This is a genomic window from Nocardioides sp. NPDC006273 (genome assembly GCF_040613495.1).
Lineage (GTDB): Bacteria > Actinomycetota > Actinomycetes > Propionibacteriales > Nocardioidaceae > Nocardioides.
The window spans coordinates 130,392-149,391 of sequence record NZ_JBEXSD010000001.1 but is presented as its reverse complement, the minus strand read 5'-3'; the positions used below and the strand labels follow the sequence as shown (position 1 = coordinate 149,391).

The following is a 19,000-nucleotide window of genomic DNA, read 5'->3' as shown; positions in this document are numbered from 1 at the left end:
TCTCTTTACCCCCGCCGGGATATCGCCAAACCGTTATCCGGCCGAGCCGGCGTTCCACCGTTCCGGTCACTGCCCGGCTCGCTCGGCGCGGGGCGTACGATCTCGATGTGAGTGAGCTGCGCTTCGTCGATGTCGGGACGATCGACTACCTGGACGCCTGGGAGCTGCAGAAGCAGATCCATCAGCGCGTGGTCGACCGGGCAGAGCCCGACACGGTGCTGCTGCTCGAGCACCCGCCGACCTACACCGCCGGGAAACGTACGAAGCCCGAGGACCGGCCGGCGGATCCCGGTGGCGCGCCGGTGATCGACGTCGACCGCGGCGGTGAGGTGACCTTCCACGGCCCCGGCCAGATCGTCGCCTACCCGATCGTGCGGCTGCCCGAGAAGGTCAAGGTCGTCGATTTCGTCCGCCGCCTGGAGCAGGCGATGATCCTGACCTGCGCCGAGTTCGGGGTCACCGTCTACCGGGTCCCTGGCCGCAGCGGCGTGTGGCTGCCTGCGGGTGAGACCCCGGACGGCGTACGCCGCCTGGAGCGCAAGGTCGGCGCGATCGGGCTGCGGGTCAGTCAGCACGTGACGATGCACGGCATCGCGCTCAACTGCGACGTCGACCTGGGGTGGTACGAGCGGTTCGTGCCGTGCGGGATCTCCGACGCCGGGGTGACGACGCTCTCGATCGAGGCAGGGCGGCAGATCGGCAACGCCGAGGCGATGCCGGTGCTCCACGAGAAGGTCGCCGAGATGCTCTCCTGGCGTGACTACGAGCCCGGTCCGAGCCTGGACCCACGGCCTGATCCAGCAAAGGCGGACCCGGCCAAGACCCCCAGGGTTCCGCTGCTCTCCCCCAGCCTGTGACCGACCAGTAACAACCTGGCTTCGGGGTTCCGCGCCCCCGCGGCGTACGCTTGTGGGGTGACTCAAGCTCCTGCCCCAGAAGGTCGCAAGCTCCTCCGTCTCGAGGTCCGCAACGCGCAGACCCCGATCGAACGCAAACCCGAGTGGATCAAGACCAAAGCGAAGATGGGGCCCGAATACAAGGAGCTCACCGCGCTGGTGAAGTCCGAGGGCCTGCACACGGTGTGCCAGGAGGCCGGCTGCCCCAACATCTTCGAGTGCTGGGAGGACCGCGAGGCCACCTTCCTCATCGGTGGCGACCAGTGCACCCGCCGCTGCGACTTCTGCCAGATCGACACCGGCAAGCCGCAGGACCTCGACCGTGACGAGCCGCGCCGCGTGGCCGAGTCCGTGCAGACCATGGGCCTGAAGTACGCCACGATCACCGGCGTCGCCCGCGACGACCTGGCCGACGGCGGCGCCTGGCTCTACGCCGAGACGGTCAAGCAGATCCACGAGCTCAACCCCGAGACCGGCGTCGAGAACCTCATCCCCGACTTCAACGGCATCCCGGAGCTCCTCACCGAGGTCTTCGAGTCCCGCCCCGAGGTCCTCGCCCACAACGTCGAGACCGTCCCGCGGATCTTCAAGCGGATCCGTCCCGCGTTCCGCTACGAGCGCAGCCTGGATGTGATCACCCAGGCCCGCGACTTCGGCCTGGTGACCAAGTCCAACCTGATCCTCGGCATGGGCGAGACCCGCGAAGAGGTCTCCGAGGCGCTGCGCGACCTGCACGGCGCCGGCTGCGAGCTGATCACGATCACGCAATACCTGCGTCCGAGCGTGCGTCACCACCCGGTCGAGCGCTGGGTCAAGCCCGAGGAGTTCGTCGAGCTCCAGACCGAGGCCGAGGAGATCGGCTTCTCCGGTGTCATGTCCGGTCCGCTCGTTCGTTCGTCCTACCGCGCCGGTCGGCTGTACCGTCAGGCGATCGAAGCACGCAAGTCTACGGTGGTCGAGCTTGTCGAGACCGTCGAGCCTGTCGAGACCAGCGCCTGACGCAGCGTACGAAATCTGAAGACTGAAAGAGGAAGATGTCCCAGACCGACCCGAGCACCATGAGTCGCCGCCAGCAGATGGTGGAGACCTACAAGCTCACCAAGCAGTCAGACCCGAAGATCGGCCTCATCCTCGGCGCCATCTTCGTGGTCGTCGCCGCGGTCGCCGGCGTGATCTTCTGGTTCCTCCCCGGCGAGGGCATCTTCTCCTGGATCTTCACGATCGTCGGTGCCCTCCTGGCCGGCCTCCTGGCCGCCATGGTGGTGTTCTCGCGGCGTGCCCAGAAGGTGATGTACGCCCGGCTCGATGGCCAGGTCGGCGGCGGGTACGCAGCCTTGACCATGCTCCGCCGAGGCTGGACGGTCACCCAGGCCGTGGGCGTCGAGCCGCGCAGCCAGACGCTGGTCCACCGGGTGGTCGGCCCTCCGGGGGTCGTCCTCGTCGGCGAGGGCAACAGCCCGAGCAAGGTCCGCTCGCTGCTGGCCAGCACCAAGCGCAACCACGCCCGGGTCCTGGGCGAGGTCCCGATCACGACCATCGTCGCCGGCAACGGTGAGGACGAGATCCCGCTGCCGCGGCTGACCAAGCACGTCACCAAGATCGGCCGCAAGGTCGCCGGGCCCGAGATCACCGACATCATCAACCGCCTCAAGGCGGTCGACGCCACCCGCGGTGCCGTGCCGATCCCGAAGGGCCCCGTCCCGACCTCGATGAAGGGCATGCGCGGCAACCTGCGCGGCCGCTGAACCTGCTCAGTCGGATCCTGCTCAGCCGCTGAACCAGCCTGAGATGGCAAAGGGCCGGTCCCCGCTCGGGGACCGGCCCTGCTGCGTCCTGAACGCTGCGTCTCGAGCTGACCTATCAGCCGGCCATGCTCGGCATGTCGGTGACCTGGTCGGCGGGCGGCGCCTCGATGGAGACGTCCTCGCCGAGCTTGGAGAGGACCATCTCGACGGTGCCCATGTCGCCCATGGCGACCTCGGCCTTGCGGAGGAGGCCGTCGCCGTCGACCCAGATGTCCTGCTCGATCGTCTTGGGCATGCCCTTGCTGCTGTCGGCGCCGAGGCTCTTGGCGAGACCGGCGGAGTCGACGGTGAAGCTGTAGTGCTCGGTGTCGGTGCCGTCGAGCTTCTCCTCGCCCTCGAACTCGGCGGACTTGATCGACTCCTCCATGCCGTCGAAGAAGGCGAGCGGGTTGCTCATCGACTCCAGGCTGGTGCCGCCCATCTGCTCGAGCTGGTCGGCGGTCGCGGTCATCCACGAGTCGCCCATCATGCCCTTGATGTAGATATTGTCGTCGACGAGGATGGTCTCGAGATCCATGTCCATCGAGCCACCGCTCATCTTCATCGTGGAGTGGTGGGCCGACGGCTCCATCTGGATGTCGCCCTCGCCGGTCATCGAGACGGCCTGACCCGAGACCTTCGCGTCCATGTTCGTGGTGAAGTGGGCGGTGTCGATGTCGGTCGCCTTCTTCATGACCTCGGTCATCTCCTCGGCGGAGACCGACTCCCCCTCGCTGGCGCCGCCAGCGCCTTCACCACCGCCACAGGCGACCAGGCCTGAGACTGATACGGCCAGCACGCCCGCTGCAGCAGCGCGGCGCCAGAGGCCACGTGGCCCGAGAGTACGGTTGTGCGTCATTGAGCTTCCCTTCGTGTGTGCCGCTGCTTGCGGCGTACCGCTCCAACCTACCCTCGCGGGGTGCTCAACCCACCCGGCGAAACACGTGTCGATAGGTCTCGAGCGTCACCGTCGCGGTGCCTGCCACCAGATCGTGCAGCCCACGTCGGTCGCCGCGAAAGACCAACGGCGGAATCACGAGGACGACCAGGACCTGGCGCGCGATGCTCCGCAGTGGATCCGGCGGGCGTACGTCCGGGGTGCCCGGCGAGACCCGCACCGTACGCAGCCGGGTGACGAGCTTGCCGAACGAGCCGCCGCCCAGCGCGGTGAAGGCTGCCGTCTGGACGATGAAGACCACCAGGATCCACAGGTTGTCGATCGGCCGCGGGTCGACGCCGGCGATCAGGGACCCGAAGGGCAGCGCACGTACGCCGAGGAAGACCGAGGCCACCAGCGACGACGCGAGCCAGTCGATGAAGAGCGCCAGGACGCGCCTACCCCAGCTCGCGGTCGGGTAAGGCAGAGTAGGCGTCACAGGGGTGGCGGAACCGGTCACATCGGCCAATCGTAGGCGGAGATGTCTTGAGGGGTGAGATCGGGATGGTTGCCGATCAAATCACACAACCTGTTACACGCCCGAAACATTTGCGACACTCCTGTGCAACCGTCCCTTCGTAATTTGCGTGGCACGGTCGAGTCCACGAGGGCCCGGCCTCGATCGCGAGAGACCTATCTGGCTCTGCCCGCACGGGTGAGCCAAGGAGGATTGATGTTCAGCACTGACGACGAACTCTTGAAGTTCATCTCTGACGAGGGAGTCGAGTTCGTCGACATCCGCTTCGTCGACCTGCCCGGCGTTCAGCAGCACTTCACGGTGCCGGTGTCGTCGTTCACCCTGGAGCCCCAGGCCTTCGACGGCTCGTCGATCCGCGGCTTCCAGACGATCAACGAGTCCGACATGGCGCTGTACCCGGACGTCACGACTGCGTACATCGACCCGTTCCGCACCGCGAAGACCCTCGCGCTGATGTACTTCGTGCACGACCCGATCACCGGCGAGGCCTACTCGCGCGACCCGCGCAACATCGCGCGCAAGGCGCTGGCGTACCTCGCCTCGACCGGCATCGGTGACACCGCCTTCTTCGCTCCCGAGGCGGAGTTCTTCATCTTCGACAACGTCGCCTACAGCACCTCCGAGGGCGAGTCGTTCTACAAGATCGACTCCGTCGAGGCCTGGTGGAACTCCGGCGCGGACAAGAACCCCGACGGCTCGAACAACCTGGGCTACAAGACACGTTACAAGGGCGGCTACTTCCCGGTCTCCCCCACCGACCACTTCGCCGACCTGCGCGACGGAATGGTCAAGAACCTCGAGGCCTCCGGCCTGCTCGTCGAGCGCGCCCACCACGAGGTCGGCACCGCCGGCCAGGCCGAGATCAACTACAGGTTCGACACGCTGCTCAAGGCTGCCGACGATGTGATGAAGTTCAAGTACATCGTCAAGAACACCGCCTGGGAGGCCGGCAAGACCGTCACCTTCATGCCGAAGCCCGTCTTCGGCGACAACGGCTCGGGCATGCACGTCCACCAGTCGATCTGGAACGCCGGCGAGCCGCTGTTCTACGACGAGACCGGCTACGGCGGCCTCTCCGACATGGCCCGCTGGTACATCGGCGGCATCCTGAAGCACGCTCCGTCGGTCCTGGCGTTCACCAACCCGACCGTGAACTCCTACCACCGCCTGGTGCCGGGCTTCGAGGCTCCGATCTCGCTGGTCTACTCCTCGCGCAACCGCTCCGCCGCGGTCCGCATCCCGATCACGGGCACCAACCCGAAGGCCAAGCGCGTCGAGACCCGGTTCCCGGACCCGTCCTCGAACCCCTACCTCGCCTTCTCCGCCCTGCTGCTCGCCGGCATCGACGGTATCCAGAACAAGATCGAGCCGCCCGCTCCGATCGACAAGGACATCTACGAGCTGCCGCCCGACGAGATGGCCGAGATCAACCAGGTCCCGACCTCCCTCGGGGCCGTCCTGTCGGCGCTGGAGAACGACCACGACTTCCTCACCGTGGGCGACGTCTTCACCCCCGACCTGATCGAGACCTGGATCGACTACAAGACCAACGACGAGATCCTCCCGATCCAGCTCCGCCCGCACCCGCACGAGTTCGAGCTCTACTACGACATCTAGAATTCGTTCTAGTATATAAGTGGCCCCTGACCTGCCGATTTGCAGGTTCGGGGGCCACTTTCGTTCTCTCTGCTCGACCGAAATTCCGCAGGGATTCCGCAGGAGAACCGTCAGCGCTCAGATCGACATCCCCGGCGGGTCCGCTGATGCCGACGTCGGACGGTCGATCTTCGGCGCTGGACGCTGGGCGTAGACCTTCGCCACCGCGGCACGGGAGGTGTCGTCGCGGTCGGGCCAGAGGTGGCCGTACGTATCGAGTGTCGTCTTGGCCGAGGCGTGCCGGAGCCGTGCCTGCACGATCTTGACGTCGACCCCGGAGGCGATGAGCAGGGAGGCGAAGTAGTGACGCAGGTCGTGAAAGCGGAAGTCCTCCGGCAAACCACGGACCTGCCGGCGCGCGGCACGCATCGCCCGCTCGATGGTCCACGGGCTCGCCGGCTTGCCCCACTCGTCGGTCAGGATGCTGCGCCCGCGAGCGCGCTTCACCGCGGTCGCGAGCTCCCGCACCATCTGGGTCGGGATCGGGATGGCGGTCTGGCTGGTCTCGGACTTGAGCGGCTCGTCAGGCCACTGGATGGCGGGGTTTATCACCCCGGTCTTGAAGTCCACATCGCTCGGCCGCAGCGCCGCAGCTTCCGCGAGCCGCAGCCCGGCGTGGGCACCGAGCAGGATGGCGGGCCGTACGCCGATCGGCACCAGGTCGTACAGACGCCAGATCTGCTGGGTGGTGGCGACGTACGGTCGCTGTCGTCCCATGCCCGGCGACGTACGCCGCGAGCACGGGTTACGAACCACCAGGCCGTCGTGGACGGCTTCGGTGAACAGCTGCGAGAGCCTGGAGTGAAGTGCGTAGACGTAGGAGGTCGAGTAGCCCTCGGCCTTGAGGACCGCGGACCAGGCACGTACGTCGGAGGGGCGCACTGCGCTGAGCGGGACCGCGGCGAAGGTCTCCTTGATGAGCTTGAGGTGCGTCTTGGCCTGGGTCACGGTCGACTTGCGTCTGGTGCCGTAACCCTGGAGCCACTTGTCTGCCCACTCACCGACGGTGAGCTTGGCGTCCTTGGGCGCAACGTGGTCGCCGCGAATGACCGCGGCCATCTGCTGGTCGAGCCAGCTCTGGGCGTCTGCCTTGCGCTGGAAGTGGCGGGTGCGTTCCTCGCCTGCCGGGTCGACGTAGCGGGCGCGCCAGCGGGTGACGGTGCCGGCGACCGCGGACGGGACCTCGATCGTGTTGCCGTGCTCGTCCTTGACGCGCTTGCGCCAGCGGTCCTCGACGCCGCCACGCTGGGCGCGGTAGTGCTGCGGGCCGTTCATGCTGCGCCCGGCCCGTCGTGTCGCGTGCCCGGCCAGCCGTTGCGGCGTTGCTGGCGGATGTAGCTGCGGACATCGCCGACGGTGGTGACCAGGCGGCGACCGATCTTGAAGAACCGCGGTCCGGTGCCGAGCTGGCGCCACCAGCGCAGCGTGTTGACCGGGACCCGGAGGATCTCGGCGGTCTCGATCAGGGTGAGAAGCTCCTCGGAGTCGCGCTCCGGGAACGGGATGTGAGTGGTGTTCACGATGTTCCTACCTGTTGGCGGGTTTCGGATCGCCGTGACCGGTGACCGGTGGCCCCTGCGAGGTTGTCGAGGACCAGCGCCAACCATCAGCGGCGAGCCATGTGCAGGAGGTAGGTGTGCAGGGGTCCCCAGCGGACCCCGTTTTTAGATCCGATCGGATGTGCATGTCTGATCGGATATCCTGGCTTGATCGAGGGAACCAGGCTTCTGAAGTTGGCCCGACGGGTTGCCGGCCTCTCCCAGGCCGAGCTCGCCGAGCGGGCTGGCACGTCCCAGGCCACACTGTCGGCGTATGAACGTGGCGCGAAGTCGCCGGCGCTCAAGGTTGCCGAGCGGATCCTTCATGTGACCGGACTCGAGCTCTCGGTTCGGACCCACGTCGACTTCAAAGAACGGACCGTTCCTGGAGTCGAACCGTTCTGGGTCCCGAACATGCTGTGGAACGTGGGCCCGCCAACCTGCTTCGTCATCCTCCACGTGCCTGACATGGTCAACCACACCCGCCAGACCCATTGGGACCTGAGCGACCGCACCGACCGTGCCCGGGCGTACGAGATCCTGATCCGCTGGGGACTCCCCCACTCGATGCTCCGTTGGCTCGACGGCGCTCTGCTCATCGACCTCTGGGACGAACTCAACCTGCCCGAGGAGATCCGGACCTGCTGGACCCCGGCGATCGCGCAGGCCACCCCGGCCAAGACCGTCGACATCTTCGACTTCGACTTCTCTCGCGTTCTCGGTCCGGAAAGCACCGGGAACGCTCAGATCCGTGGATACGAGCCGCTGCCTCCGCAGTCGCCTGAGACACCGTCGCGCCGCGAGCGCCGGGTCGATCCCGTTAACGGCCGTCCCTGGGGATGACGCGGGCGAGCAACCCGGAATCGGGAGGTACGGCGCCACGGCTCAACCCACCTGGTATGTCTCTTGGAGTCGATGAGAGCCTGTCAGAGTCCAATCCCATGCGTGTTCGAGGTCGCCGCTGGTCGACGGGCGAGGCCGTCCATGCCAGTTCCCGCAGATCCTCGAGCACGGCGTATCTGCCGCGGTCCGTACCGCTCGATGTCTTCCGCGGCGCGCTGAGCGGCGTGAGTGGGCCCGAGGTCAGCGCGGTCGCGGCTGAAGGCCTCGACCCATTGTTTCCGTGCGTCGTCGATCGAGTCGGCAACCAGGTGGGCAACGTTGCGGACGCGACCTCGGGTCATACCGACGTACGCCGAAGAGGCGCTGGTGTGGGTGCCGACCGCGACATGGGCGACGGCGACGGTCTCGCCCTGGACGCCATAGGTCGTGGTCGCGTACGCCAGCTCGAGATGGTCTTGGGCGTAGTCCCACGACACACGGCGACGGCCGGAGCGGCCGTGGACGTGGCTCTGGAGCACGACGCCCTTGCGGTCGGCCTCGTGCACGGTCCAGGTCTCGCGGTTGGCGACGTCCGCGTCGGGGTTGTTGCGGCGGGTCGCGACCCGGTCACCGGCCTCGATCTGCTCGCCCTTCCTCGTTGCGAACCTGCAGCTCGGGTCGAGCGCCGCCGCTCGCTCTTGTTGGGCAAGTCCGTTGATCCTGGCGACCTGTTCACGGGTATCGGCCACCACTGCGACATCCTGCTCCGCGGTCGCGGCAGCGTCAGCCAGTGCGGCGAGCTGTTCCACCTCGGAGGCGTGTACGACGATCTCACCGCGCGCGAGCAATCGGTCGAAGACCGCCTCAGGTCGCTTCCCGGCGCGCATCCACAGGCTGATCTTGGCGTACTCCGGGTCCGCGAAGCGCCGCACGCCATCCAGGTCGACATGACAGTCACCGGCGTAGTGACAAGCAAGATCGAGTACGCCACCCCGACCCACCGCCGGGAGCTGATGCCGGTCGCCGACCAACGCCAACCGAGCTCGGGTGGCGTCGGCGATCTTGACCAATGCGACGGCGCTGTCTTGGTCGAGCATCCCGGCCTCGTCAACGACCAACAGGTCCCCTCGGCGCAGCCACGCCGCCTCGTGCGGAATGGTCTCGACGTGATCCCAGTGCCCGTGGTCGTCCCACCGGAACCCGTACTGCCGCAGCAACCAGGCCGCCGAGTACGCCGATCCGCCGACGTGACCGGCGGCGACCTTGGCGCCCTTCAAGGTCGGCGAGACCACCACCATCCGCCGCCGCTGCATCCCCAGAATCCGCCGCGTGGCCGCGAGCGCCGCCGTCTTGCCCGCCCCCGCCGCGCCCTCAATGACGACCAGCTGCTCGCTACCCGCTAGGTAGGCCACTGCTGCGATCTGGTCACGCCCCAACCCCGCGATCGTGCGCCGGGCCCGGCTCAGGTCCACACGCCGCCCCTGCTCCCCGGCCCTGCCAGCGAAGCGCCGGATCAGCTGCCGCTCGACCGCCGCCACCCGAGGCGAGGTCAACGCCCGTACATCCACCGGGACATCGTCGCGACCCAGCAACGGCACCGACGCCGCGATGATCCGAGCAGCCACGTCCTCTGCCACCTCGCCCCGCACGCCCGCCGCGACGACGAGCCCACTCTCGGCGACGAGCTGCTCAGCCTCACCCCGAGCATCGGCCTGGCTCCAGGCTGACCGCCGAGCACCCAGGCGACTCAGGGCCTCCGCCGCCAACCCGTCCCGGTCGACCATCCCCGGCCACGGCGCCAGCAGGTCCACCGACCGCCGCGGCATACGGAACCCGAGCTCGGCCAGCTCATCGCGCCAGTGCTTCTCCAACTCCGCTCCAGAGGTGGGCACCACCTTGTCCGGACGCTCATCAGCCCACGCCCGACGATCCCATGCCTGCCGCAGCCGCGGACCCGGCTCCCCTCCCGGATGCTCACCCCGCCACAGGGTCTCGTACCGATCGATGTTGTGCCCGATCTGCTTCGACCGCGCCGAGAACGCCTCCCCGTACGCCTCGAGCTCGATGACCTCCCCCGAGACTAGATCCAGGTGATAGCCGTGCGCAGCCAGCGCCGCCCGGAAGCTGGGGTCGGTCATCACCGCCGCGTGCCCGATCCCGTTGATCGCAGCGATGCTCTCCCGGAACCCGACCGTGTGCAGCCCCCGCCACTTGCCCTGCGCCCATACCCGTGAGGAGACCTGCAGATGCAGATGCCAATGCGGATCCCCCGCCCGAGACGTACGGTGCGCCACCACCGCTGCGTCCAACTGATCGACCCGCACCTGCACCTGACGCCCTTGAGGCCCCACCCGTGTCGTCGCGTGCTCCCCCACCCACGCCAAGATCTGCTCGGCCGCCCTCCGCTGAGCCGCGTCGTACGCCACAGAAACATCCTGATGCGCAGCCGCCGCCAGCGACCACGACTTTGGTCCGTTCACCGTGACCTCGACGAACTTCACACCCTCCTTGCGTAGGCGTCCCTTCGGCTGCCCGGTCTCGACATCAAGACCGCTCACCCATCGCTCGTACGTCTCGGCATCCATCGCCGGCGCCCGCTCGACCTTGCTGCCAGAGACGACGTAGCGGTCGGCCACCCCCGACCCCTCACCCAGGTAATAGTCATCAGCCCCGAAATTGTCGGCCTCGACATAACGCCGCGCGTCGACTGCACGGCCGGTGTAGAACTTCACCCCACCATGCACACTCGACACCTCCGTCAACAACCGTCGAGAACCACATAGCCGCAGGTCATCACCGGTTTTCCTACTGAACTGTGTAGCATGCGTGCCGACCATTTCATTAGTGGCGAACCCCTGCTCAGGCGTTGAGTTTCGGATCCGTCGTCATCCATCGAGAACCATCAGGACAGCCATCGAGGGAGAGAATCTGCAGTGTCGACTCCAGACCGTCTCGTTGGCAACGGACTTCGGAGGTCGCAGACGCGAAGGACCCTCGCTTAGATTTCTTGGTGGTGGCGGCAGGGTCCGTGTCACGGATCGGGACGGTCAAGCGGGCCGCGAACTCAGCCTGGGTACACCCTGAGGCATTGCGGGCGCGGTGCCGGGCACCACGAGCAGTGACGCGGCGCGGATCGAGTTGGAGCGGGAAACCGTTAGCTTCACAGGGCGAACGCGATATTGAAGTCAGCCTCGGGCTTCTTCACGGCCGAACTGGATCGGCCTACTCGCCGAGCGTGGCCTCACGGGTGAGTTCATCGATTCCCAAGTCGATGAGAGCGGCGTTCGGTGAGTACGTTTCACATCGTCTACGTCGACATCGAGCAGCACCTAGCCTTCGGCAACCAGGCCCCCGACGCCTGGGGCCGCCTGCGCGCCGACCCCCGCCGCACCCATTCAGGCGGGCGCAGCCGTCATCACCCCGAAGCCGGCAATGTACTCCTTGATCGGTCGGTAGTACGAGCTCTGCACCTGGTAGGGACCGGCAGCGCCAAGCGCGGAGAATGCCGCGACCCAGGTGCGGACCTCGTGAGCGGAGTTGCCGGCGTCGGCCGCCATCTGATCCGCAGTCATCGCATCGATCGGTGAGAGGTCCCCCGACGCAAGCACCGCCATCAATGCGCGGTCCCACACCGGATTGAGGTCCTGGATGGCGGCGGTGCCGGCGACGAACGCCTTGGCCGCGTCGATCACGTTCTGTTGGCGCGCGTCCCGAGCGGCCGCCGTGGGATGCCGTCCGTCGAGTAGCATCGCGCGCTGCTGCTCGGTGGCCGTGGCCCACTGCGGCACGGGCGGGTCGTGGGAGAGTCCGCCCGAGCCGACCACCAGGACACGGTGATCAGAGAGGGCAGCCAGGAAGTCGCCGACGGTCTCGCCCAGCCGGCGTACGCGGCGCATGGTAGTGAACGGCTTGGCGACGCCGTTGACGAAGATCGGGATGGTCGGCACGGCGTCGATCGCCCCGAACAGGATCTCAAGCGGCTGGACGGCGCCGTGGTCGATTTCCATGCGACGGGAGATCGCCACATCGACATCGTGCTCGGCGACCCACTCAGCGAGCGCCTCGGCAATCGGGGAGGGCACGTCGAGCGGACCCGCGGCGGTGCCGTAGTCGCCCACGCCCTGCGCCTCGTACCCGATGCAGAACGGGGGCATCAGGTCGTAGAAGAACCCGTTGTAGTGGTCGGGCGCGAAGGAGACGACGAGGGTGGGGTCGAACCGCTCGACGAACGAGCGAGCCACCGCGAATGCCGACTCGACCTCGGCTGCGACGTCGGCCGGCGGGTCGACGTACTCGAGCAAGGGACTGTGGGACAAGGTGACCAGCGCGAGGCTCATCGCATCGATCCTGCTTTCTGGATGGCACGTAGCGCGCGAGAGAGCTGTTGGTTGAAGCTGGCCGCAGCGACGAAGTGGTCGGGGCGCAGGATGATGGCACCGCAGGCGCGCGTGTCGAACCAGCGCTTGAGCGCCTCGGAGCTGTCGCCGACCACGGTGACATGTGCCGGCGAGTTCGCGACGTGCTTCTCGGCCCACTCCCGCTGCACCTCGGGGACGAACGAGAACAATCGGATCCCGTGTCGCTCGCAGAACGCCAGATCGTCGGCACTCATGAAGTGGGTCGGGTTGACGTTCCAGGCCGCGATCGCCCACCAGTGCCCGACCACGCGGTCGAGGAGCACGTCCGCGAGTTCGGCGGTGGTGACGCGTGGCTGGATGAACTGCAGTCCGACGGGCGAGACCCCTCCGGGCGAATCCACGAACGGCAGCAGCGAGGTGCTCTCCTTGAAGCTCGCGGCCGCACTCCCCGGCCGGAGCGAGACCTGGTCGACGACCACCCCGCTCGCGTAGCGGGGCATCGGCTTGAACCGCAGCTCGGTGAAGTAGCTCTTCCAGGTCGGAACGACGTTGAGCGCGGCGGCCGCCCGATCGCGCACCCAGCCGCCGAGTGGCTTCATCTTCATGACCGCTCCGGCCGCCATGTTCACCTCGATCATGTCCAGGGCGTGCTTGTGACGCTCCTCGGTGTAGCTGTCGAGGAGCCGGTCGTCGGCGTCACCGCGAAGCACGGTAGTCAGCTTCCAAGCGAGGTTGGTCGCGTCGCGCATCCCCGAGTTCCAGCCTTGGCCGAGCCAGACAGGCATCAGGTGGGCGGCGTCGCCGGCGAGGAAGACCCGCCCCTTGCGGAACGAGGTGGCGATACGGCCATGATGGGTGAAGACCCGCTGGTTGATGACCTCGATGGACTCCGGCTCGGGCAAGAACTGCTTGAGCAGGCTGCTCATGAACGCCTTGTCGTCGACCAGCTCGGACGGCTCGTCGTCGTGCAGCATGAATTCGAATCGGCGTACGCCCTGCGGAAGCCCCATCGACACGTAGGGGCGTCGCGGATCGGCGCCCAGGTAGACGTTGGGAGCACCGATCGGGTCGTTCGCGATGTCGAGGACCACCCACCGAGTGGCGGGCGACTTGCCCTCGAAGTCGACTCCCATCCACTTGCGGGTGAAGGAGGACCCCCCTTCGCATCCGACGGCATACCGTCCAGTGAGGGTGACCCGGTCGAGCACGGCACCGTCGGAGTCGAGCCTCTCGGCCGTCACGGCGACGTGGTCCCCGTGGTCGACGATGTCGACGACGCGGTGACTGAAACGCACTTCGTTCTCGGCGAAGCGGCTGAGGCCTGCGGCCAACTGCTGGTCGATGACCGGCTGGTTGAAGCCGTGCTTGCGGCACGTGCCCAACTCCTCCAGCTTCGGATCGTTGAGCGCCAAAACCTGCCCACGGCCATTGACCAGGCGAACGGCGTGGTGCGGCACGGTGTAGGGCTCGACCCTGTCCCAGAGGTCGGCGGCCGTCAGCGTCCGGACCGACTCGTCATCGAGTCCGACGGCACGAGGGTAGTCGATCAGCTCCGAGCGGACCTCGAGGACAAGGGCCCGCTGGCCCTGCACTCCGAGCAGATTAGCGAGGGTCAGCCCCACGGGGCCTGCCCCGATGACGATGACGTCGGTGTCAAGTGTCGACATGAGGGTGCTTTCCGGTCGTCTCAGTTGTGGGTGAGGAAGTCGACGACCAGCCGGTTGAATTCGTCGGCGTGCTCGATCATCGCCCAGTGCCCGCATCGGTTGAGCAGCACGAGTCGGGAGTTCGGGATGTCGGCCAGGAGGCGCAGGCTGGTCTCGTAGTGCAGCACGCGGTCGTCCTTGCCATGGATCAGGAGCGTGGGTACCGCGATGTCGGGGATCTTGGACCGGTCGACCTTGAACGGGATCGGCGCTCCGAAGGCGAGGCCTTCGACGTAGTTCTTGAGGTGGTCCGGCCGCGACAGGGCAGCGTCGGAGCGCGCCGCGGTGAGCTCCGGCGTCGCGAACCGCTCCTTGTCGAACGTCATGATGTCGACCAGGGCCTTCATGTTCTCCGGGCTGACGTCCTTGTAGGTCTCGACGATCACCTTCAGACCCTCGCTCGGTCCGTCGGCGGGCCCGAACAGGGAGGCCTGACCTCGGCCGAGGGAGGCACCCATGGTCACCAAGTGCGTAAGCCGCTCGGGGTGCAAGGTGGCGAACCGGACGGCGGTGTGCGCGCCCATCGAGTTGCCGATCAGCGCGGCCGAGTCCAGGCCGAGAACGTCGAGGAACTCGACCAAGGTCGCATCGTGGTCCATCTCGGGGGTCGCTACCGCGTCGGAGTCGCCCCAGCCCGGCATGTCCGGCGCGAGAACGTGGAAGCCCGCATCCGCGATGACGCCGATGTTCTGGGAGAAGTTCGACCAACCGGTTGCACCCGGCCCAGAGCCGTGCAACAGCACGACCGGCGTATCGCCGGGAGCGCCGGCTTCGTAGTAGCGGATGTAGGTGCCTGACGCGAGGGTGACCTCGCGGGCGGCGCCTTCCTTGCTAAGCGACATCTCAACTCCTAGTGCTTTGGTACAGGCCTGCTGCCTTCATTGGCAGACGTGTTAACGCCGTACGACCGCTCAACGCGGAGCGAGCGACACCTCGGTTCGAGGGAACTCGACCCCTGGTCCGATCAGGCCAGCATCAGTCCACCGTCGACGTTGAACGCCGACCCGGTGATGTTGCGTGCCTTGCTCGACGCCAGGAACGCCACCATGTCCCCGATGTCGTCGGTCGTCTGGAAACGGCCGAGCGGGATCACGTCGCGGAAACTCTCCCAGCCCTCGTCGAAGCTCATCCCCTTGAGCCCGGTGAACTCCTGGACGACCTTCACGTGCAGGTCGGTCGCCACGATGCCGGGATGGACCGAGTTGACCGTGATGTCATGGGCCGCCAGCTCCGACGCGAGGCTTTGCGTCATGCCCACGATGGCGAACTTCGACGCCGAGTACGCCGCGACCAGCGCGACACCCCGCTGACCCACGATCGACGACATGTTGATGATGCTGCCGCCGCGCTGCTCGATCATGGCAGGCAAGAAGGCCCGGGTCGTCGTGAAAGTGCCTCGCACGTTGATCGACATCACACGGTCGAACTCCTCGTCCGTCACGTCTACGGTGTTGCGCGCACCGATGTTCATGCCGGCGTTGTTGACCAGGATGTCGACGCGGCCGAAGTCCTTGAGGACGGCCGACGCCAGCTCGTTCGCCGAACTCGAGTCCCGGACGTCGAGATGCATGACCAGTGATTCGGTCGTGAGCTCAGCGGCGCGCTTCTTCCCCTCGTCCACATCGATGTCGGCGATGACGATCATTGCGCCCTCGTCGCTCAGCTTCTGCGCGCACGCCAGGCCGATGCCCTTAGCACCTCCGGTGATGACAGCAACTTTGCCCTTCAGATCCGGCATGAAATCTTCCTTTATCCCTCCCACGACGGAGCGCGGGACGGGGTGACTTTGAGGGTGGATGGGTTCAGAGGGGTGACGGGGTCCAGAGGCCGCCGTCGTCGCGTTGCTTGAGCATGATGGGAAGCATGACCTCGGTCATCGCTCCACCGGTGCCCCACTGGTCCGAGGTCTCAGGCAGCATCGGGTCGAACGTCCGCGGCTCCCAGGTGTCGTCATCGGGGATAGTCTCGAGCTCGGTCGTGTACTCGATCACGTTGTCGAGAGGATCCAAGAAGTACGAGAACGTGTTGTCGCCCGCACCGTGACGCCCCGGTCCCCACAACGGCCGGTGACCACTGCGGATCATCCGGCCCGTGCCCCGCATGTACTCATCGACGCCACGCATCTCGAACGAGATGTGATTCAACGACGTACTAGGAGCCCGTGAGATGGCCAGGATGTGATGCTGCGGCCCACTGCGCATGAAGCACATCAGGTCCCCCAGCCAGTCCGACAACCTGAATCCCAGGTGCGTTTCGTAGAACGCCTTCGTCGCTTGCACGTCGGTCGAGTTGATCACCACGTGACTCAGCTTCTGAGGGATCGACTCCCGCTCCTCCAGCAGCCGGTACGGGCGCTGCTCCACATCAGCCGACACCTCCACCAGACGACCGTCGGGATCGAAGAATCGCAGACCATATCCACCGCCAGGAGTGGTCAGGACGGTTGGATCGCGGTCGATCTTCACGTCAGCGGCTCCCAGCCGCTCCGCGAGCGCATCAACCTCACCCGCCGACCCCGCAGCGAACGCGATCAGATCCAGGCGCTTCAACCGATCCTCACGCACGCGCAAGATGAAGTGCTCCGGATCGGCCGGCGTCCCGAAGAACGTCACACCCGAGTCGTTGGCCACTGGGACCAAGCCCCACACCTTTGTGTAGAACTCCACCGCCCCCTCATAGTTGGGAACGGCAATACCCACATGCCGCAGATGTGTAATCGGCCTGAAACCAGACGCCATCGGAACACTCCTCCATCATCGACTGCGCCCGTGAGAGGCGCCGGCCCGATCAACGCTAGTGTCCCCGATCACAGTGCGCCAACAATCCTTTCTGATGGCGACGCATCGATCTGATCAATTGCTTGACGTACGCTTCGCGTACTACGATCGCCGAGTGGATCTCGCTCACGTCGATCTGAATCTCTTGGTCGCCTTCGACACACTGATGGTCGAGCAGAACGTGACGGCGGCAGCTCGTCGTCTCTCCGTCGGCCAGTCCGCAATGAGTTCCACACTGTCGAGACTTCGCGCTTTGCTCAATGATCCCGTTCTCGAACGCCAGGGCCGCACCATGGTCCCGACACCGCTCGCGACATCACTCATCATCCCCGTCCGCGAAGCTCTGGCGCGGTTCAACTCCGTCCTGACGGAACCGCCGACTTTCACTGCGGACCGCGACCGACGCAGCTTCACGGTCATGGCCAGCGAGTACGCAGCTCTCGCCGTAATTCAGCCACTACTGGTCGAACTGCGCCATGCCGCGCCGCACGTCGAACTTCGCATCCGATCGGTGTCCACCGACTTTCTCGACGAGCTCACGGCCGGCATCGTCGACTTGGCTGTCATTCCTCCAGGCGTAGTTCCCATCGCCGATCACTTCGGGCAGAAGCAGTTGTACAGCGACCCCTACGTCGTCGCTGTGGACGAGGCGAACCCTCTCGTTGGCGACACCATGACGCTCGAGCAATTCTCGTCCCTGCCCTATCTCGCGAGCAGCAGTGGACACGACGACACTCTCGTCGAGACCCAGCTCGACAGTCTCGGTGTCGCACGCCGCCTCGAAGTGACGACCGGCTTCGGGCTCGCGCCGTTCCTGCTGCGCGACACCCAACTGGTTGCCCTTCTCCCGGCCAGTCTCGCGTCGACCGTGGGCGCAGGTGCACGGCTGAAGCTGCTCGAACCACCCATGCAGCTCGAGCCAGTGATTGAGACCATGGTCTGGTCCACGAGAAACAGCGAAGACCCGGGGCACTCCTGGCTGCGCGGACAGTTGATCGATATCGCGGCGCGCAGGACTTGGTCAACGAAGCCGGTGGATCAGCGATGAGCAACCAGATCGAGTCGGAAGAAGGCGCGGCGCCCCGCCGACCGTTTGTCGATCTGAGCCGTGTCGACCTGAACTTGCTGGTCGCCTTCGAGGCGCTGATGTCCGAGCGAAGCGTGACGGGGGCCGCCGAGCGGCTCGCCATCGGGCAGTCGGCGATGAGTTCCACCTTGGGACGCATCCGCAAACTCTTCAACGACCCGATCCTCGTGCGCCAGGGCCGGGCCATGATCACGACCCCGCTGGCCAATGCGGTCGCCGACACCGTCAGCACCACGCTGGCTGAGCTCCAGGTGACCCTCAGTCGCCAAGGGTCGTTCGACCCCGACACCGACGAGCACTCCTTCACCGTCATGGCCAGCGACTACGCCGCAGTCGCACTTCTCCACCCGCTGCTGGTCGAGATCTCGTCGACCAATCCGAACATCCGTGTCCACATTCACCCCATCTCGGAGGACATAACGTTCGCGCTGCTCCGCGGTCGAGTGGATGTCATCGTCGTTCCGCGGAACGCCATCTCCACATTCCCCGCGCTGCAGAGCGATGACGTCCGCCACGAGCTTTTGTATCGAGACCGTTACGTCCTTGCAGCAGACGCCAACAATCGCGCGATCCGGCCCACCATGACGATCGATGAGTTCAGCTCCATGCCGTACCTGGCGGCGACCTTCGGCAACGCGATGCAGTCGCTCGGCGACTCCAACCTCGACGTGCTCGGCATCCCTCGTCGGGTCGAGGTCAGCACCAGCTTCGCGGTAGCGCCTTTCATGCTGCGCGACACCACCCTAGTCACATTGATCCCGCAGATCGTGGCCAGCCGAGTGGCAAAGTCCGCGAACCTCCAGCTCATCGATCCCCCCATGCAGCTCCAGCCGATCAGCGAATCGCTGCTGTGGCTGCGGCGCATGGATGGGGACCCAGCTCAGGTCTGGTTCCGCGACCAGCTGCGGGCTCAGGCGGCCAAGCTCATCGCCACGCCTGGTCACTGACAGGCAGGACGACG

At 66.3% G+C, this 19,000-nt stretch carries 17 protein-coding genes; 7 read left to right on the top strand and 10 right to left on the bottom strand.

Going from position 1 to position 19,000, the window contains the following annotated elements:
- Positions 1-107 precede the first annotated feature (107 nt).
- Genes lipB through ABZZ22_RS00720 form a run of 3 tightly spaced genes read left to right on the top strand, consistent with a single transcriptional unit; the run spans position 108 to position 2,641 of the window.
- Positions 108-857 (top strand): lipoyl(octanoyl) transferase LipB, encoded by a 750-nt coding sequence (gene lipB, locus ABZZ22_RS00730; RefSeq protein WP_354925741.1) that lies wholly within the window; start codon positions 108-110, stop codon positions 855-857.
- Positions 858-914: 57 nt separating this feature from the next.
- Complete coding sequence (gene lipA, locus ABZZ22_RS00725) at positions 915-1,895, top strand: lipoyl synthase (RefSeq protein WP_354925738.1); 981 nt, start codon at positions 915-917, stop codon at positions 1,893-1,895.
- Positions 1,896-1,930: 35 nt separating this feature from the next.
- A complete protein-coding gene (locus ABZZ22_RS00720) occupies positions 1,931-2,641 on the top strand; it encodes a DUF4191 family protein (protein ID WP_354925735.1) in 711 nt (236 codons plus the stop codon).
- A gap of 115 nt (positions 2,642-2,756) precedes the next feature.
- Here the strand turns inward: ABZZ22_RS00720 and ABZZ22_RS00715 are convergent, their stop codons facing one another.
- Positions 2,757-3,539: a DUF6612 family protein gene (locus tag ABZZ22_RS00715; RefSeq protein ID WP_354925733.1), complete on the bottom strand. Its 783-nt coding sequence runs from the start codon at positions 3,537-3,539 to the stop codon at positions 2,757-2,759.
- Between the two features lie 64 nt (positions 3,540-3,603).
- A complete protein-coding gene (locus ABZZ22_RS00710) occupies positions 3,604-4,077 on the bottom strand; it encodes an RDD family protein (RefSeq protein WP_354925730.1) in 474 nt (157 codons plus the stop codon).
- 213 nt (positions 4,078-4,290) lie between these two features.
- On the opposite strand from ABZZ22_RS00710, the gene glnA reads away from it, so the two are divergent.
- Positions 4,291-5,712 carry a type I glutamate--ammonia ligase gene (glnA, locus tag ABZZ22_RS00705; protein WP_354925727.1) on the top strand — a complete coding sequence of 474 codons (1,422 nt, stop codon included), beginning with the start codon at positions 4,291-4,293 and terminating at the stop codon, positions 5,710-5,712.
- A gap of 117 nt (positions 5,713-5,829) precedes the next feature.
- Here the strand turns inward: glnA and ABZZ22_RS00700 are convergent, their stop codons facing one another.
- Positions 5,830-7,026 carry a site-specific integrase gene (locus tag ABZZ22_RS00700; protein WP_354925724.1) on the bottom strand — a complete coding sequence of 399 codons (1,197 nt, stop codon included), beginning with the start codon at positions 7,024-7,026 and terminating at the stop codon, positions 5,830-5,832.
- The gene (locus tag ABZZ22_RS00695) at positions 7,023-7,271 is read right to left on the bottom strand and encodes a helix-turn-helix domain-containing protein (RefSeq protein WP_354925721.1); all 249 of its coding nucleotides are present in this window, start codon (positions 7,269-7,271) and stop codon (positions 7,023-7,025) included. The genes ABZZ22_RS00700 and ABZZ22_RS00695 overlap by 4 nt, the downstream gene beginning before the upstream one ends.
- A gap of 213 nt (positions 7,272-7,484) precedes the next feature.
- Between ABZZ22_RS00695 and ABZZ22_RS00690 the strand changes: the two genes are divergently transcribed.
- Positions 7,485-8,132, top strand: a complete 648-nt coding sequence (locus ABZZ22_RS00690) for a helix-turn-helix transcriptional regulator (RefSeq protein WP_354925718.1) — start codon at positions 7,485-7,487, stop codon at positions 8,130-8,132.
- An 83-nt stretch (positions 8,133-8,215) separates the two neighbouring features.
- On the opposite strand, the gene mobF is transcribed toward ABZZ22_RS00690, so the two are convergent.
- The 6 genes from mobF to ABZZ22_RS00660 form a co-directional block, all read right to left on the bottom strand.
- Positions 8,216-10,855, bottom strand: a complete 2,640-nt coding sequence (mobF, locus tag ABZZ22_RS00685) for a MobF family relaxase (protein WP_354925715.1) — start codon at positions 10,853-10,855, stop codon at positions 8,216-8,218.
- A gap of 651 nt (positions 10,856-11,506) precedes the next feature.
- The gene (locus ABZZ22_RS00680; RefSeq protein WP_354925712.1) at positions 11,507-12,448 is read right to left on the bottom strand and encodes a 3-carboxyethylcatechol 2,3-dioxygenase; all 942 of its coding nucleotides are present in this window, start codon (positions 12,446-12,448) and stop codon (positions 11,507-11,509) included.
- On the bottom strand, positions 12,445-14,136 hold the full coding sequence (locus tag ABZZ22_RS00675; protein ID WP_354925709.1) for a bifunctional 3-(3-hydroxy-phenyl)propionate/3-hydroxycinnamic acid hydroxylase: 1,692 nt from the start codon (positions 14,134-14,136) through the stop codon (positions 12,445-12,447). Before ABZZ22_RS00675 ends, ABZZ22_RS00680 begins: the two co-directional genes overlap by 4 nt.
- A gap of 20 nt (positions 14,137-14,156) precedes the next feature.
- Positions 14,157-15,017, bottom strand: a complete 861-nt coding sequence (locus ABZZ22_RS00670) for an alpha/beta hydrolase (RefSeq protein ID WP_354925706.1) — start codon at positions 15,015-15,017, stop codon at positions 14,157-14,159.
- A gap of 122 nt (positions 15,018-15,139) precedes the next feature.
- Positions 15,140-15,913 (bottom strand): SDR family NAD(P)-dependent oxidoreductase, encoded by a 774-nt coding sequence (locus tag ABZZ22_RS00665; RefSeq protein WP_354925703.1) that lies wholly within the window; start codon positions 15,911-15,913, stop codon positions 15,140-15,142.
- Between the two features lie 64 nt (positions 15,914-15,977).
- On the bottom strand, positions 15,978-16,913 hold the full coding sequence (locus ABZZ22_RS00660) for a VOC family protein (protein WP_354925700.1): 936 nt from the start codon (positions 16,911-16,913) through the stop codon (positions 15,978-15,980).
- Between the two features lie 154 nt (positions 16,914-17,067).
- On the opposite strand from ABZZ22_RS00660, the gene ABZZ22_RS00655 reads away from it, so the two are divergent.
- Both ABZZ22_RS00655 and ABZZ22_RS00650 read left to right on the top strand, forming a co-directional pair.
- On the top strand, positions 17,068-18,000 hold the full coding sequence (locus ABZZ22_RS00655) for a LysR family transcriptional regulator (protein WP_354925697.1): 933 nt from the start codon (positions 17,068-17,070) through the stop codon (positions 17,998-18,000).
- Positions 17,997-18,986 carry a LysR family transcriptional regulator gene (locus ABZZ22_RS00650; RefSeq protein WP_354925694.1) on the top strand — a complete coding sequence of 330 codons (990 nt, stop codon included), beginning with the start codon at positions 17,997-17,999 and terminating at the stop codon, positions 18,984-18,986. The genes ABZZ22_RS00655 and ABZZ22_RS00650 overlap by 4 nt, the downstream gene beginning before the upstream one ends.
- Positions 18,987-19,000 lie beyond the last annotated feature (14 nt).